Genomic DNA, 15,286 nt, shown 5'->3' with positions numbered 1-15,286 from the left:
TGGGGGGTAATGTGACACGACGCCATGGTGTGCCGCGCGCCTACGGCTGCGCGGCGGCAGGTTTGCTCTTCACGGCCGCACTGGTGGGGTGCACGGCCGACGGGACGGCGAAGGACGGGGCGACGAGCCGCGCCCCGGCCGCGTCACCCGCGCCGTCGACGTCCACCACCGCGCCCTCGGCGGTCTCCCTCGTGCCGGCGCTGGACGAGTCCAAGCAGCCGAAGACGGCCGCCGAGGCCCGCGACCTCCTCGCCCGGATCCTCATCACCGAGGACGCCTTCGGCCCGGGCGTCGTACGCGCCACACCGTTCGAGAGCGACTCCGGCCGCTGGCCCGTCCTCGACGAGCGGTGCGTGTGGCAGACCACCGGCCTGCCGCCGGACGTGCTCGCCACGAACACCCGCTACTTCCAGATCCCGGCCGCCGACGGCCACGGCCGCGTCCGGCTCAACGCCACGGTGACCGTCCACCGCGACCGCGGGGAATCGGGCTGGGAGACCGCCCGCGCCATGGAGGAGGTCCTGCGCTGCCCCGACCAGAAGCTGCGCGAGGGCGAGGACATCAAAGGCCTGCTGGGCAACGCGATGTACCAGGGCGAGCAGATGAACAACTGGAGCGAGGACGCCTTCAGCGAGATCGGCACCTACGTCAGCGAGGCGGACGGCGGACCCCACCGGTACTTCTGGTACCAGGCGCAGTTCGGCCCGGTCACCGTGGCCATCGCCGGCAAGGGCGCCGAGGGCTTCAAGGACGAGACCCTCACCCAGCTTGTCGTGCAGGGCAACAGCCGCATGATCGCGCACGCCAAGCAGGCCCTCGGAAAGGCGGCCGGCTGATGGAGCAGCTGCACCCCTCCGACCCGTCCCGCATCGGCGGCCACCGACTCCTCGGACGGCTCGGCGCCGGCGGCATGGGCGTCGTCTACCTCGGCCGCACCGACGACGGCGCGCTCGCCGCCGTCAAGGTCATCCGCGCCGAGTACGCCGAAGAGTCCGACTTCCGGGCCCGGTTCCGCCGCGAGGCCGAGATCGCCGCCGAGGTCGACAGCCCGTGGGCGGTCCGGATCACCGGCGCCGACCCCGACGCACGGGAGCCGTGGCTGGCCACCTCCTTCGTCGCCGGCCCCTCCCTGGCCGAGGCCGTATCCGCCCACGGCCCGCTCCCGCTGCGTGCCGTCCGGATCCTCGGCAAGGCCCTGGCCAAGGGCCTCGGCGTGATGCACGCGCAGGGCCTCGTCCACCGCGACGTCAAGCCCGGCAACGTACTGCTCGGCATGGACCGGCCCCGGCTCATCGACTTCGGCATCGCCCGCGGCGGCGAGCACACCGCCCTGACCTCGGCCGACGCCGTGCTCGGCACCCCCGGCTTCATCGCGCCCGAGCAGGCCGAGGGCCGCCCCGCCGAACCGGCCGGCGACGTCTTCTCCCTCGGCTGCCTCCTCGTGTACGCCGCCACCGGCCGCCTGCCCTTCGGCACCGGCACCGCGGAGGCCGTGCTCTACCGCACCGTCCACGACGAGCCCGACTTCGGCCCGGAGCTCCTCGCCGACCCCGAACTGACGGCCCTGCTGCGGACCTGCCTCGCCAAACACCCCGACATCCGCCCCACCGCGGCCGGACTCGACGACGCCCTCACCGAGGACACCCCGGGCGAGGGCACCGACTGGCTGCCCGACCCGGTCGTCGCCACCATCGCCGAACGAGCCGCCGCCCTGCTCGCCCTGCCCGGCATCGAGGAGACCGCCGCCGACCCGGAGGCGGCCCCCGTGCCCGGCGCCACCGGCCCGGTGTCCTCCCGCAGGCGCTTCCTCGGCCTGGCCGCCGGCGCCGTGCTCGCGGTCGGCGGCGGCACGGCCGCCTGGCTGGCACTGCGCGACGACGACAAGCCGCAGGGCACGCCCGGGGCGGCCCCCCGCCCCTGGGTGATCGGCGTACAGGCCGACCTCTCCGGCCCGCAGAAGGCCGCCGGACTCGCACAGGAACGCGGCGTACGGCTCGCCGTCGACACCTTCAACTCCCGCAAGGACAAACCCTTCACCCTCACCGTCGCCACCGCCGACGACGCGGGCGGCGCCGACCGCTCCCCGGCCGCCGCCGGCAGCCTCATCTCCAACCCGGACGTGCTCGCCGTGATCGGCCCGACCACGAACGCCTCGGTCACCCCGTGCCTGGAGCTGTACGGGGAGGCCGCACTGCCCCTGCTGACCGTCTCCGCCCTGGCGAGCGCCTTCAGCGTCGCCGACCGTCGCAGCTTCTTCCAGGTCAGCCCCATCTCCTTCATCCAGGGCTCGGCCCTGGGCCGCCAACTGGCCCGGCAGCAGGGGGTGAGCAGGCTCGGTGTCCTGTGCGACCGGGACGGCGACGTGGAGGGCTGGCAGGCGGTGCTGCACGCCACCCGCACCCTCCCCGGCCACATCCGGGGAGCCGCCGTCCACCCGCGGGTGGTCCCGCGCGGCACACGGGACCTGTCCCCGGTCGTCACCGACATGCTCGCGCACGGCATCGACGCCTTCTTCTACGCCGGCACCCCCGAGGGGGCGGCCAGGACCGCCACCCTGCTGGCCGGCGCCGGCTACCGGGGGCACCGGGCCGCCGACTACACCGTCATGGGGCCGGAGTTCCTCGCCGCCGCGGGCCCGGCCGCCGAAGGCTGGCAGTTCGTCGCCCCGTACACGGGCCCCGAGGCTCCCGAGACCGCCGAACTGGCCCGCGCGCACAAGGCCGCGTACGGCGGCGCCGCGCCCGACGTGTGGACGGCGGAGGCCTACGACGCGGCCGGCCTGGTCATCGACCGGCTCGTCGCGGCGGCCCGCGGCGGGGGCCGCCCGGCCCGCGCCGAACTGCTGACGGCCCTCGCGAAGGGCTCCTTCCGCGGACTGACCAAGGAGTACTCCTTCGGCGAGGACCGGACGGTGAAGGGCAACACCTACTTTCTCCACCAGGTGGAAGGCGGCCGGATCCGCTACATGGGCCCGGTCCCCGAAGCCCCGGCCGGATAGCGCCGAATGCGACCCCTCCTGCCCGCCGATCCGGCCGCGATCGGCGGGAACCGGCTGCTGGGCCGCCTCGGCTCGGGCGGCATGGGCACCGTCTACCTGGGGCGTTCCCCCGAAGGCGTGCTCGTCGCCGTCAAGGTGATCCGTGCCGACCACGGCGCGGACCCCGCCTTCCGCGCCCGGTTCCGCCGCGAGGCCGAGGCCGCCGGCGGGCTGACCGGACGCTGGGTCGTGCCGGTCGTCGCCGCAGACCCCGAGGCCCGTGAACCCTGGCTGGCCACCCCGTTCGTCCCCGGTCCCTCGCTGGCCGAGGCCGTGGGCGGCTACGGACCCCTGCCCGTCCGGACCGTACGGATCCTCGGCGTCCGCCTCGCCGAGGCACTGTCCGAGGTGCACGCGGCCGGGCTGATCCACCGCGACGTCAAGCCGGGCAACGTCCTGCTGGCCCCCGACGGACCCCGCCTGATCGACTTCGGGATCGCGCGGGCGGCCGGGGCGACCACCCTCACCGCCGTGGACGCGGTCGTCGGCACCCCCGGCTATCTGGCGCCGGAGCTGGCCCGCGCCGCGGGCCCCGTCGCGGGACCGGCGAGCGACGTCTTCTCCCTCGGCTGCGTCCTGGCGTACGCGGCGACCGGCACCGGCCCCTTCGGAGGCGGGCACGCCGCCGCGGTGGTCTTCCGCACCGTCCACGAGGAACCGGAACTCGGCTCACTGCCGGGGGAGTTGCGGGAGTCCGTCGGCGGATGCCTGCTGAAGGAACCGGCGGACCGGCCCACGCTCGGTGAGCTCACCGCCCTCCTCGGACCCGACCCGGGCGGCGCGGGCCCCGCGGCGGCCGCGGACTGGCTGCCCGCCCCGCTGCCCCGGATCATCGCCGAACGCTCCACCCGCGCCCTGGACCTGCCCGCCCCCGAACCCACCCGGATCGACGCCCCCGAACCCGCCCGGCAGCTCACCCGCAGACGGCTGCTCGCGGCCGGCGGAGCCCTCGTCGCCGCCGCCGCGCCCGTCGCCTGGTACACCACCCGCGGACCCGGGGGCGGCCGCGGGACATCCGGCCGCGACCGGAACCTCCCGGTCCTGACCCTCGGCCTGCAGGCCGACCTCACCGGGCCCGGCCGTGCGACCGGCCAGGCCCACGAGCGCGGCATGCGGCTCGCCCTGGACCGGCACAACGCCCGGTCCGACGCCGCCTTCCGGCTGGCCCTGCGCGTCGCCGACGACGCCGGGGACCCGCAGCGCGCCGCGCAGGCCGTCAAGGAGCTGATCGCCGACCCGGCGGTGCTCGCCGTGACCGGCCCCACCTGGGACGCGGCCGTGCCGGTGCTCGCCGACGCCTGCCTCGCCGCGGACCTCACCCTGCTGGTGGTGTCGGCGGACACCCCGACCAACGCCACCACGCTGTGGCGCACGGCCTGCGTCACCCGCCCGAACGACGAGGGCCTCGGCCTCCCGGTCCTGCACTACCTGTCCAAGGTGCGGATCTCGCGGCGTACGGCGGTCGTCGAGGACGCGGCGAACGGATCACCGGCGTGGCTGGTCACACGAGCGCTCCAGCAGAGCCCGCCGGCGCAGGGCAGCGTCAGCGTCCACCGCGTCCCCGGAGACGGTTCCGACTTCTCGGGCACCGTACGCGCCCTGACCGAAGCCGGCGCCGAGGGCGTCGTGTACGCGGGCACCTCGCCGCAGCGGGCGGGCGAGCTGGCCCGCGCACTGGCCGACGCCCGGTTCCCGGGCCCGCGCGTGGGACTCCAGCACGCCATGGAACCGGCCTTCCTCGACTCGGCCGGCCAGGCCGCGGAAGGCTGGGTGTTCAGCAGCCTGTACACCGACCCGCCGGCCGTGCCCGCCGCCGCCGGGTTCGTCGCGGCCCACCGCAGCGCCTACGGCGAACCGCCCGCGCGCTGGGCCACCGAGGCGTACGACGCGGTGGGGCTGGTGGCCGCCGCCCTGGCCGGGCTGGAGGGGGAGGGACGCGACCGGGCGGGCCTGTCCCGCAGGATCTTCCGCACGGCGTACGAGGGCCTCGCCAAGACGGTCGGTTTCGACCCCGGGACGCGCGCCCTCACCGGCGACCCCCTCGCCCACCTCTACCGGGCCGAATCGGGCCGGTTCCGGTACCTCGGCCGGTACACGGACGTGCGTACCGACCCCTGAGCGGCGGCGTGGGCGGGCTACTCGAAGCGTGAGGTGTCCCCGGCCCCCCGGCGGACGATCTCGGCATCACCGGAGGAGAAGTCGATGACCGTCGTCGGCTCGGTGCCGCAGTCACCCGAATCCAGGACGGCGTCCACCTCGTGGTCGAGCCGCTCCTTGATCTCCCAGCCCTGCGTCATCGGCTCGGTCTCGTCCGGCAGCAGCAGCGTGCTGGACAGCAGCGGCTCGCCGAGCTCGGCGAGCAGGGCCTGGGTGACCACGTGGTCGGGGATCCGGACGCCGACGGTCTTCTTCTTCGGGTGCAGCAGCTGGCGCGGCACCTCCGAGGTCGCCGGGAGGATGAAGGTGTAACTGCCGGGCGTGGCCGCCTTGATGGCACGGAACACGTTGTTGTCGATGTGCACGAACTGCCCCAGCTGGGCGAAGTTCTGGCACACCAGGGTGAAGTGGTGACGGTCGTCGAGGTTGCGGATGGAGCGGATCCGGTTGATGCCGTCCCGGTTGCCCAGCTGGCATCCCAGCGCGAAGCAGGAGTCCGTCGGGTACGCGACGAGCCTGCCCGAGCGGATCATGTCGACCACGTTGTCGATGGTGCGCCGCTGGGGATTCTCGGGGTGCACGTCGAAGTATTTCGCCATCCGCCGAGCCTACGCGGTCGCCGGCGCGCCCTCCGACAGCTCCCGCGGCCCGACGGCGCCGGCGGCTCCGGCGGTGGCGGCGGCCCGCGTCCGGTGGCGCGGGCCGGGCGCCCCACGGTCGCTCCGGACGCTTCCCGGCGGTTTCGGGGGGACGATGAGAGGTAACCGTGCGCCCCGGCCCGCCCGGACCGGGCCCGGGCGGGCCGCCGCAGGTGGCCGCCGGGCCGACGGCGGCGGAAGGGAGCAACGCCGATGGGTGCGATCGACGGGTCGGGGGCCAGTGGGAGGCAGCCTGCCGCGGCCGGGATCGCCCCGCCCAGCGGGCTGCTCGACGTCCTCAACGTGGCGGCCGTCGTCCTCGACGCCGAAGGCCGGGTCGCCCTGTGGAGCCCGCAGGCCGAGCAGCTGTTCGGCTGGACGGCGGCCGAGGCGCTGGGCCAGCCCGCCGCCCGGCTGCTGGCCGACACCCAGCACGTGGGTCTGGTCTCGGAGCTGTTCGCCCGGGTCATGGGCGGCGCCGGCGACTGGGCGGGCGCCTTCCCGGTACGGCACAAGGACGGCAGCACCCGCCTGGTGGAGTTCCGCAACATGCGGCTGCAGGACGAGCACGGCGACCTGTACGCCCTGGGCATCGCGACCGACCGCACGACACTGCGGCAGCTGGAGCGGGACCTCGCCCTGTCCGCCCGCCTGGTGGCCCAGTCCCCGATCGGACTCGCGGTCCTGGACACCGAACTGCGCTACGTCCTGGTCAACCCCACGCTGGAGCGGATCAACGGGCTGCCCGCCTCCGAGCACATCGGCCGCGGCGTGCGGGAGGCACTGTCCTTCCTCGACGACACGGAGGCCGCCGAGTCGGCGATGCGCCAGGTCCTGGCGACCGGCACGCCGCTGCTGGAGCAGTTCACGGCCGGCCGCACCCACGGCGGGCACCGCGCCGAACACGCCTGGTCGGTGTCCTACTACCGGCTGGAGGACGCCACCGGGCGGGTCCTCGGACTGGCCACCTCCGTGGTCGACGTCACCCAGAGTCACCAGGCGGCCCTCGAGATCGCCCGCAGCCGCCGCCGCCTCGCCCTGATCGCCGACGCCACCGTCCGCATCGGCACCACCCTCGACCTCGACCAGACCGCGCGCGAGCTCGCGGACGTCGTCGTGCCCGAGCTCGCCGACATCGCAGCCGTCGACATCCTCGACTCGGTCCTCGAAGGCCGGCCCACCCTCAGGTCGTCCGCCCACGAGCCGGCCGTGTTCCGCGCCCTCGCAGTCGCGGCCGCCTACCCCAGCGAGGCCGTCCGCGCCGCTGACCCCCCGGGGGACATCGCCCGCTACGCCGCCGACCGGCTCGTCACCCAGTCCGTGACCACCGGCCACCCGGTCCTCGTCGCCCACGTGCAGGCCAGGGACATCTCCCGGATCGCCCGAGACAGCAACGCCGCCTCCCTCCTGACCCGCGCCGGCCTGCGCTCCTACCTGGCCGTGCCCCTGATCGCGCGCGGCGAGGTCCTCGGCGCCCTCGACCTCAAACGCACCCGCAACCCGCTGCCGTTCAACGACGACGACATCGTGCTGGCCGGCGAACTGGCCGCGCGCGCCGCCGTGTGCATCGACAACGCCCGCTGGTACCGCAACGCGCACCACACCGCCCTCGCACTCCAGCACCACCTCCTGCCCCACCACCCGCCGCCCACGCCCGGCCTGGAGGTCGCCTCCCGCTACCGGCCCGCCGCAGCCAGCAGCGAGATCGGCGGCGACTGGTTCGACGCGATCGCCGGACCGGACGACACCACCGTCCTCGTCATCGGCGACGTCATGGGCAGCGGCATCAACGCCGCCGCCAGCATGGGGCAGTTGCGCACCGCGACCCGCACCCTCGCCGAACTCGCCCTCGACCCGCCACAGGTCCTCCAACAGCTGGACCGCACCACGGCCGCCCTCGAGGAGACCATCGCCACCTGCGTCTACGTCGTCCACGACCCGCACCGTGCGCAATGCCGCATCGCCGTCGCCGGACACCTCCCGCCCGTGCTCATCCGCGCAGGCCAGGCGCCCCGACTGCTCGACCTGCCCACCGGAGCGCCCCTGGGCGTGGGCGGCATCCCCTTCGAGGCCACCACCGTCGCCATGGCGCCCGGCGACCAACTGGTCCTCTACACGGACGGCCTGGTCGAGACGCGCGACCAGCCCATCGACGAACGGCTCGACCTCCTCCTGGACCTGCTCGCCGACACCGGGCGCCCTCTGGAGGAGACCTGCGACCGCCTCCTGGACTCCCTGCGCCGCCACGACGACCACGACGACGTGGCCCTCGTCATCGCCCGCGCCCGGTCCCTCGCCTGAGGCCGTCTCCTGCGGATCAGGCCGCGTCCCGCCGGGCAGTTCCCAGGAGCGCCGGCGGGCTCGCCTCGCGGCCGCGGCCGTACGGGCCTAGCCTGACCGTGTATGCCGTGCCCTGGTCCCCGTACCGCAGGAGGCATTGGTGAAAACGACGCACATACGGCTTCGCCGGGCCTGCGCGGCCACCGCCGCGGCGGGCCTGCTCCTCACCGGGGCCGTCACGGCCCCCGCCTACGGGGCGCCCACCCCCGGGCCGTCCGTTTCCGCCACCCCGTCCCCGGACGCGGGCGGGGAGTTCAAACAGATCACCCCGGCCGTCGCGCTCCAACTCGACGCCGCCGTACGGCAGGTCATGCGCGAGGCCCAGGTGCCCGGCGTGATCGTGGGGCTGTGGGCACCCGGCAAGGGCAGCTACGTGAAGGCCTTCGGCGTGGCGGACAAGGCGACCGGCGCGCCCATGCGGACCGACTTCAACACCCGCATCGGCAGCCAGACCAAGACGTTCACGGTCACGGCCCTCCTCCAGCTGGTCGACCAGGGCAGGGTCGGTCTCGACGACCCCATCGGCGACTACATCTCCGGGGTCCCCAACGGCGACCTCATCACCCTGCGCGAACTGGCCGGGATGCGCAGCGGGCTGTTCAACTACAGCGAGGACCCGGACTTCGACAAGGCGTTCACCACCGACCCCGACCGCCCGTTCACACCGCAGGAGTTGCTCGACTACTCCTTCAAGCACCCGGTGCAGTTCGCTCCGGACGCGAAGTTCCAGTACTCGAACACCAACCTGATCCTGCTCGGCCTGGTGATCGAGAAGGTCACCGGCCGCCCGCTCGCCGAGGTCATCGACAAGGACGTCGTGGCGGCGGCCGGACTGCGCCGCACCTTCTTCCCGACCGGCCCCGAGTTCCCCGCACCGCACGCGCAGGGCTACACCGACCAGACCGCGTCCGGGAAGGTGGAAGTGTCCACCGACTGGAACCCTTCCTGGGCCTGGGCGGCCGGCGCGATGATCTCCGACCTGCAGAACCTGCGCAGCTGGGCGCGCACCCTCGCCACCGGCACCCTCCTGACGCCCGCGACGCAGGCCCAGCGCCTGAAGACCACCTCCGTCGGCATCCCCGGCGCCGGCTACGGCCTGGGCCTCTTCGACGTCCAGGGGTGGATCGGCCACAACGGCTCGCTCCCGGGCTACGAGAGCCTCGGCGTGTACCTGCCGCAGGCGCAGGCGACCCTGGTCGTCATCCTCAACACCGACATCCTCCACGACGGCCAGGAACCCAGCACGCTCTTCGGTGAGGCGATCACCAGCATCGTCAGCCCCGACAACGTCTACCCCGGCCACAAGCCGTCCGAGCCGAAATCCGGCTGACGGACCCGCGCCCCCTGCCGGGCAGAACACGTCGGATGATCCGACTGTTAGGGTCCCAGGCATGCCCCAGCTCATCGCCCCCACCCCCCACCTGCACGGATCCTGGACCGCCGCACAGCAGGAGTGGGGGCCCGACGCCCCCATGGACGGCGCGGGGCTCGGCTTCGACGACGACGTCGACAGCACGGAGGGCTTCACCGCCTGGACGCAGAAGCTGCGCCGGTACGCGGACCGCACGGTGCCGGTCGACCACGGGCGCGTCCACGCGACGTACTGGTGGATCACCGAGGGAGACACCTACCTCGGCGCCATCGACCTGCGCCACTACCTCAACGGCTTCCTCCTCGACGCCGGCGGCCACATCGGCTACGGCATCCGGCCCTCGGCCCGCCGGCGGGGCCTGGCCGGCTGGGCCCTGTCCGCCGTCCTCCACGAGGCGCGCGTGCTCGGGATGGACCGGGTCCTGCTCACCTGCGACCCTGGAAACGAAGGCTCCGTGCGCACCATCGAGCGGTGCGGCGGCGTCCTGGAGGACGTACGCGAAACCCTGATCGGCCCCAAGCGCCGCTACTGGATCACCCTCTGAGGCATGCCCGCGGCCGTGTCGTGCGGGTGCCGTAGGGTCGTCGCGGGCCGATAGTGGGGCTGTGAGCGACAGGTCGCAGCAACCCGGGCCGAGCGGCGGCACCCCAGAGGGCCCCGCCTGGTCCGGCCGAGAAGGGGCGCAGGCGTTCGCGGCGGTCGAAGCCGCCACGGACTGGCTCCTCGGCTACCCGTTCGTCCTGCGGGAACTGGCCGGCCGCATCGGCGCCGGTCAGGTCCTGGTGGACTACGGGTGCGGGCCGGGCCGGGTGGCCGACCACGCGGCCCGCGTGCTGGGGGCCCGGGTGCTGGGCGCCGACACCTCCCCGCAGATGCTGGAGCTGGCCCGCGCCTCGGCGACCGCGGTGGCGGGCTTCCACCTGGTCGAGAACGGGCGGGTGACGGGCCTGCCCGACGGCTGCGCGGACGCGGTGATGTGCAACCACGTACTGGCGTCCCTGCCCACCCAGGACGCCCTGCTCGGCGTGTTCACCGAGATCCGCCGGCTGCTGCGGCCGCACGCCCCGTTCGTCCTGCTGACCACCGATCCCGCCTGCAGCGGCACCGAGTACGCCTCGCTGCGGATCGGCGAGCCGGGCGAGGCGTACGCGCCGGGCGAGGAGGTGACGGTCCGGCTGCGGCGCACCGACGGGACCTGGCAGCGGATGCGCAACCACGCGTGGCCCGTCGGCCTCTACCCGGTGCTGCTGGAGCGTGCCCGCTTCCGCGACGTCGTCCAGCACCGCCCGTCGGTGCAGGAGGTGCTCACCGTCGCCGCCCCGGACCTCGTCGCCGCCCGCCCGTGGTCGGCGGAGCGGGCCAGGCCGCCCCTGGTGGTCACCACGGCCGTCGCGGCCTGACCGCCCCGCCTGCGGGCGCGGCCGCCGCAGGAGGAGCACCGCGAGCCGGTCCGCGGCCATCGGGGGCGCGAGGGCCCGTCTCCAGGCAGGCGCGGATGTGCGCGCCGGGAAACGGCCGCGGCGCACCGTCGGGGGACCCTGGGCGATTGCGGACGGCGGCTCCGGCGAATTAATGTCGCGTGCATGTCCAAGGCCGAGATCGACATGGTGACCGCCGAGTTCTTCGGCTCCTTCGACAACCGGGGCGGCAAGCCCGCCGACGTGGCACGGATCCGCCGGCTCGCACTGCCGGGCGCCGTCATCGTCATGACCGGCCCGCGGTTCACGGCCTACACCGTGGACGAGTTCATCGCGCCCCGCGAGGAGCTGCTGGCCGGCGGCCGGCTGGTGGAGTTCGCCGAGTGGGAGACGTCCGAACGGACCGAGATCGCGGGCGACATCGCGTCGCGGTTCGGTGGGTACCGCAAATCGGGGATCCTGGACGGCGAACCGTTCGAGGGCGGCGGCACCAAGACCATCCAGTTCGTCCGCACCCCGCAGGGCTGGCGCATCGCGGCGTTCTCCTGGTACGACGAGCCCTGACCGCCCGGCGGTTGGCCGCTCCCGCTCAGGCGTCGCCCCTGAGCCGGTCGCGCTGGAGCTGCCGGGCGACGGTCCGGCGTACCGACGCCGCGGCCGACGCGGGGCCGGCCGGCTCGGCACCGGTGTCGAGGCCGCGGCTGATCTCGTCGTAGGCGGTCCGGAAGGCGGCGGGCAGTTCGGCGGCGCCGAGCCGCAGGTCCGCTTCGAGCAGCCGTCGCAACTCGTCGGTGCTCTGCGGGGTGAAGCGCCTGCGCCCCCTGGCGAGCGCGGCGACGAAGCGTGCGCAGCGCGCGGCGTCCAGGGTCTCGGCGACCTCCTCCGCCAGCGCCCACAGGCGCCCTTCGAGCCATGCCACGTCGTGCTGCTGCAGAGCGACTCCCAGCCGCGGCAGCGGCTCGTCGGCCGCGAACCGCGTCATCTGCTTGGACACGGCGGGCTGGCTCATCTGCGTGATCCGGGCGATCTTGTCCTGCGTCCAGCCGAAACCGGCGAACAGCCTGATCATCTCGGTGCGCAGCCTGCGCATCTCCTCGCCCGCACGGATGACCTCGTTCATGCCGGCGAGCATCCGCGCCGCCTGTTCCTCGCTCAGCGCCCCCGGTTCCTGCCGCACTGCGTCTCCTTCCACGACTCGGTTATACACCCGGGGGACCTCCACGTCATAACCAGGTTGTACAACGTGGTTATAGCTGTCAGGATCCGCCGCATGGCCGCACTCACACCCGCACCTGTGCCCCCATCCGCCTCCACCTCCGACGCGTCCGCGTTCACCGCGCCCGACGGGACCCGTCTCGCCTACCGCACCCACGGCGGCGGCGAACCGCTCGTCTGTGTCCCCGGCGGCCCGGCGGACTCCGCCTACCTCGGCGACCTCGGGGGCCTGTCCGCCCACCGCCGCCTGATCGTCCTGGACCTGCGCGGCACCGGCCGCTCCGCCGTTCCGCGGGACACCTCGTCCTACCGCAGCGACCGTCTCGTCGACGACATCGAGGCCCTGCGCGAGCACCTCGGCCTCGACCGGATCGACCTGCTCGCCCACTCCGCCGGGGCGAACCCCGCGATGCAGTACGCGGCCCGGCACCCCGACCGCATCGGCAGGCTCGCCCTGATCACCCCGGGCATGCGGGCCGTCGGCACGGAGATCACGGGGGACACCCGGCGGGAGCTCGCCCGGCTGCGGGCGGACGAACCGTGGTTCCCGGCGGCCTTCGCCGCGCTGGAGGCCCTCATCGAGGGCAGCGGCGCCGACCGCGACGCCATCGCGCCCTTCTTCCACGGTCGTTGGGACGCCGACGCGCAGCGCCACGACTCGGCGTGCCGCCCGGACAACCCGGAGGCCGTCGCGCTCTTCGGGGCCGAGGGCGCCTTCGACCCGGAAGCCACCCGCGCGGGACTCGCCGCCCTCCGGGCCCCGGTGCTGATGCTCGCCGGGGAGTTCGACCTGAACAGCCCGCCCGGGTCGGTCGCCGCATGCGCGGAGCTGTTCCCCGACGCCGCGCTCGTCGTCCAGCGGGGAGCGGGCCACTACCCCTGGCTGGACGACCCCGACCGGTTCGTGTCGGCCGCCGCGGCGTTCCTGGGGTGACCCCGACCGCACCGTTGGCACGGACCCGGTCGCCGTGCACGAGCGGCGGCCCCGGCCGGATTCCCCCCGGCCGGGGCCGCCTTCACCGTGCGGACGCGCCGCCGCGCGCCGACACCGCTACCAGAGGACGGGGAGCCGCTCCGGCAGGCGCTTCATGAAACGGGTGCGCCAGACGAGCTGGTCGAAGGGCACGGCCAGCTGGAGGTTGGGCATCTTCTCCAGCAGCACCTCGATGGCGATCTCCGTGTGCCGCTTGCCGAGCGCGGTGGCCGGGCAGTAGTGCGGCCCGCCGCCGAACGACAGGTGCGTGGCGGCGTTCGCGCGGTCGATGTCGAAGACGTGGGGGTCGGTGTACACGGCCGGGTCGGTGTTGGCGGCCTCGACCAGGACGAGCAGCAGCTCGCCCTTCTTGACCTCGACGTCGCCGAGGGTGACGTCCTCCAGTGCGAGCCGCGGCAGGCCGTCGGCGATCGACAGGTTGACGCGCAGGAGCTCGTCCACGGCGGCCGGGATCTTCTCCGGGGCCTTGCGCAGCTGCTCCCACACGTCGGGGTTCTGCAGGAGCGAGACGATCGCCATGGTCAGGAAGCCCATGGTCGAGATGACGCCGGCGCCGAACAGCGTGACGCCGACGACAGCCAGCATCTCGTCCGTCAGGTGCGCGTAGTCGGGGTCCTTGCGCAGTGCGGCGAGCTCGGCCATCAGGCCGACCGTGGCCGGGTCGTCGAGCCGCTCCACCATGTAGGCCATGTCGCGGTCCCAGTTGAGCTTGGCGCCGGTGACGGGGCAGGCCGAGTTCATGAACGCGATGTCGAGGCTGGCGGCCAGTCGCGGGGCGTCGGCCTCGGGGATGCCGAGGATGCGGCAGTGGAGGTTCTCCGCGTACGGGTTGGTGAACGCGCCGCGCAGGTCGACCGGCGCACCGCTGCGCAGGAGGCCGTCGACGAGGCTGTCGGCCTGGTCGCGCATCCAGCCGGTGAGGTTGCCGGTCTTCGGGTTGATCGCCTTGAGGACGGCCTTGCGCAGGCCGGCACCGGTGATGTTGCCCATGTTGTTGACGACCTCGGGCGGGATCGTCAGCGCGTACTGCCGGGGCACGCCGGGGGCCGAGGTGTCCTTCAGGCTGAACCTCGGGTCTTCGAGGACCTGCTTGCAGAGCGCATAGGACGAGACGAGCCAGGCCTCGTCACCGGCTATCGTACGGACGCGCTTGACCGGCTCGTCGCGCAACTGCTCAACCTCGGGCGGGAGTTGGTCGCCACGTGCGGAGAACGGGAAGTCGAGGAGGGTGTCAGCGGTCATCGGAGTCTCCTTCGGCGGGGGTGATGATGGCGTGGCCCTGGTTGCGTGAGGCGCGAAGCCCCGAGCCGCGCGAGTAGAGCAGTTCCGCCATGGGCAGGAGCTGGTGGTAGCAGTTGAGGGAGGACGGCACGCCCAGGATGGCGGGCGTGTCCAGGAACAGCGGCGCCTCGGCGCAGACGTACTCCAGGCAGACCTCGCGCTGCCGGGTGGTGGCGGCCTTCCCGTTCAGCACCTTCGAGGAAAGGAACGCGTCGACAAGGGAGTTGCAGGTCTCGCGGAACTCCGGATCGATGTCGAGCAGGTTGTTCAGGTGGTTGTGGAGGGTCCGGTAGGCCGGGATGTCGGTGAGGGACGACATCGGACGGGCCCGGAGGCGGACGCCGGTGGGGTCGGCTTCGGCAGCGGCGTTGTTGACCTTGGCGCGGACTCCGCGCAGGTTCTTCACCGCCTTGCGGCGAGCTTCGTCCTCGCCGTATCCGAGGGCCTCGTACATCTCCGCGACGTGCATGTCGGTGTAAATGAGGTCGACCTGTGCGAAGTTGCGCATGCCCCACTGGGCGAGGTCGAGAACGCGTTGGGCCGAGAAATAGCTGTTGCCCGGCGAGATGCCGATGACGGCGTGATCGCCCTCATCGTTGATCACCTGGCAGTGCGGGGTGTATGGCCGGACTGTGAAGACTTCGGTTGCTGTCGTCAACAGGGGTCGGGTCCTTTGCGCCGCAAGTCCCGTGGGGCCCTGTGCCCCGGGTGTGGCGGCGACGTGATGGAAGGTACCCGAACTCTGAGCGACCTTCCATGTCTTCTGGGTAGTAACTCACCTGTCGGACAGACCAGTTGACCTGGGCATCTTTCCCCGGCGGGGAGGTTGCCGCG

General features: G+C 73.5%; 13 protein-coding genes. 9 read left to right on the top strand and 4 right to left on the bottom strand.

From position 1 onward, the window contains the following. Positions 1 to 11: 11 nt before the first annotated feature. The 3 genes from AVW11_RS23195 to AVW11_RS23185 are packed head-to-tail and all read left to right on the top strand — an operon-like array spanning position 12 to position 5,155. The gene (locus tag AVW11_RS23195) at positions 12 to 836 is read left to right on the top strand and encodes a hypothetical protein (RefSeq protein WP_143568881.1); all 825 of its coding nucleotides are present in this window, start codon (positions 12 to 14) and stop codon (positions 834 to 836) included. After that, positions 836 to 2,998 carry a bifunctional serine/threonine-protein kinase/ABC transporter substrate-binding protein gene (locus AVW11_RS23190; protein WP_076045671.1) on the top strand — a complete coding sequence of 721 codons (2,163 nt, stop codon included), beginning with the start codon at positions 836 to 838 and terminating at the stop codon, positions 2,996 to 2,998. The genes AVW11_RS23195 and AVW11_RS23190 overlap by 1 nt, the downstream gene beginning before the upstream one ends. A 6-nt stretch (positions 2,999 to 3,004) precedes the next feature. Further along, positions 3,005 to 5,155 (top strand): bifunctional serine/threonine-protein kinase/ABC transporter substrate-binding protein, encoded by a 2,151-nt coding sequence (locus tag AVW11_RS23185; RefSeq protein WP_076045669.1) that lies wholly within the window; start codon positions 3,005 to 3,007, stop codon positions 5,153 to 5,155. A gap of 17 nt (positions 5,156 to 5,172) precedes the next feature. On the opposite strand, the gene AVW11_RS23180 is transcribed toward AVW11_RS23185, so the two are convergent. Then, on the bottom strand, positions 5,173 to 5,793 hold the full coding sequence (locus AVW11_RS23180; protein WP_030842906.1) for an L-threonylcarbamoyladenylate synthase: 621 nt from the start codon (positions 5,791 to 5,793) through the stop codon (positions 5,173 to 5,175). A 252-nt stretch (positions 5,794 to 6,045) separates the two neighbouring features. Here AVW11_RS23180 and AVW11_RS23175 point away from each other — a divergent pair, with 252 nt between their 5' ends. The 5 genes from AVW11_RS23175 (at position 6,046) to AVW11_RS23155 (ending at position 11,526) form a co-directional block, all read left to right on the top strand. Beyond that, entirely contained in the window at positions 6,046 to 8,133 is a 2,088-nt protein-coding gene (locus tag AVW11_RS23175) for a SpoIIE family protein phosphatase (RefSeq protein ID WP_060178338.1), read from the top strand. Between the two features lie 139 nt (positions 8,134 to 8,272). Continuing rightward, positions 8,273 to 9,502 (top strand): serine hydrolase domain-containing protein, encoded by a 1,230-nt coding sequence (locus AVW11_RS23170; protein WP_060178337.1) that lies wholly within the window; start codon positions 8,273 to 8,275, stop codon positions 9,500 to 9,502. 61 nt (positions 9,503 to 9,563) lie between these two features. Beyond that, a complete protein-coding gene (locus AVW11_RS23165; RefSeq protein WP_060178336.1) occupies positions 9,564 to 10,088 on the top strand; it encodes a GNAT family N-acetyltransferase in 525 nt (174 codons plus the stop codon). A gap of 61 nt (positions 10,089 to 10,149) precedes the next feature. After that, on the top strand, positions 10,150 to 10,944 hold the full coding sequence (locus AVW11_RS23160) for a class I SAM-dependent methyltransferase (RefSeq protein ID WP_076045667.1): 795 nt from the start codon (positions 10,150 to 10,152) through the stop codon (positions 10,942 to 10,944). 183 nt (positions 10,945 to 11,127) lie between these two features. After that, positions 11,128 to 11,526, top strand: coding sequence for a DUF4440 domain-containing protein (locus AVW11_RS23155; RefSeq protein ID WP_076045665.1), 399 nt, complete (start codon positions 11,128 to 11,130; stop codon positions 11,524 to 11,526). Between the two features lie 25 nt (positions 11,527 to 11,551). Here AVW11_RS23155 and AVW11_RS23150 read toward each other — a convergent pair whose 3' ends face one another. Beyond that, on the bottom strand, positions 11,552 to 12,139 hold the full coding sequence (locus AVW11_RS23150) for a sigma-70 family RNA polymerase sigma factor (protein ID WP_225885050.1): 588 nt from the start codon (positions 12,137 to 12,139) through the stop codon (positions 11,552 to 11,554). 93 nt (positions 12,140 to 12,232) lie between these two features. Here AVW11_RS23150 and AVW11_RS23145 point away from each other — a divergent pair, with 93 nt between their 5' ends. Next, the gene (locus tag AVW11_RS23145) at positions 12,233 to 13,111 is read left to right on the top strand and encodes an alpha/beta fold hydrolase (protein WP_060178332.1); all 879 of its coding nucleotides are present in this window, start codon (positions 12,233 to 12,235) and stop codon (positions 13,109 to 13,111) included. Between the two features lie 117 nt (positions 13,112 to 13,228). Here AVW11_RS23145 and AVW11_RS23140 read toward each other — a convergent pair whose 3' ends face one another. After that, a complete protein-coding gene (locus AVW11_RS23140; protein WP_060178331.1) occupies positions 13,229 to 14,413 on the bottom strand; it encodes a cytochrome P450 in 1,185 nt (394 codons plus the stop codon). Then, positions 14,403 to 15,110: a cyclodityrosine synthase gene (locus AVW11_RS23135; protein WP_076045661.1), complete on the bottom strand. Its 708-nt coding sequence runs from the start codon at positions 15,108 to 15,110 to the stop codon at positions 14,403 to 14,405. Before AVW11_RS23135 ends, AVW11_RS23140 begins: the two co-directional genes overlap by 11 nt. Positions 15,111 to 15,286: the final 176 nt, after the last annotated feature.

This window comes from Streptomyces amritsarensis (assembly GCF_001953875.1).
GTDB lineage: Bacteria > Actinomycetota > Actinomycetes > Streptomycetales > Streptomycetaceae > Streptomyces > Streptomyces amritsarensis.
The sequence above is the reverse complement of the archived record's forward strand: the minus strand, read 5'-3'. Positions and strand labels throughout refer to the sequence as shown.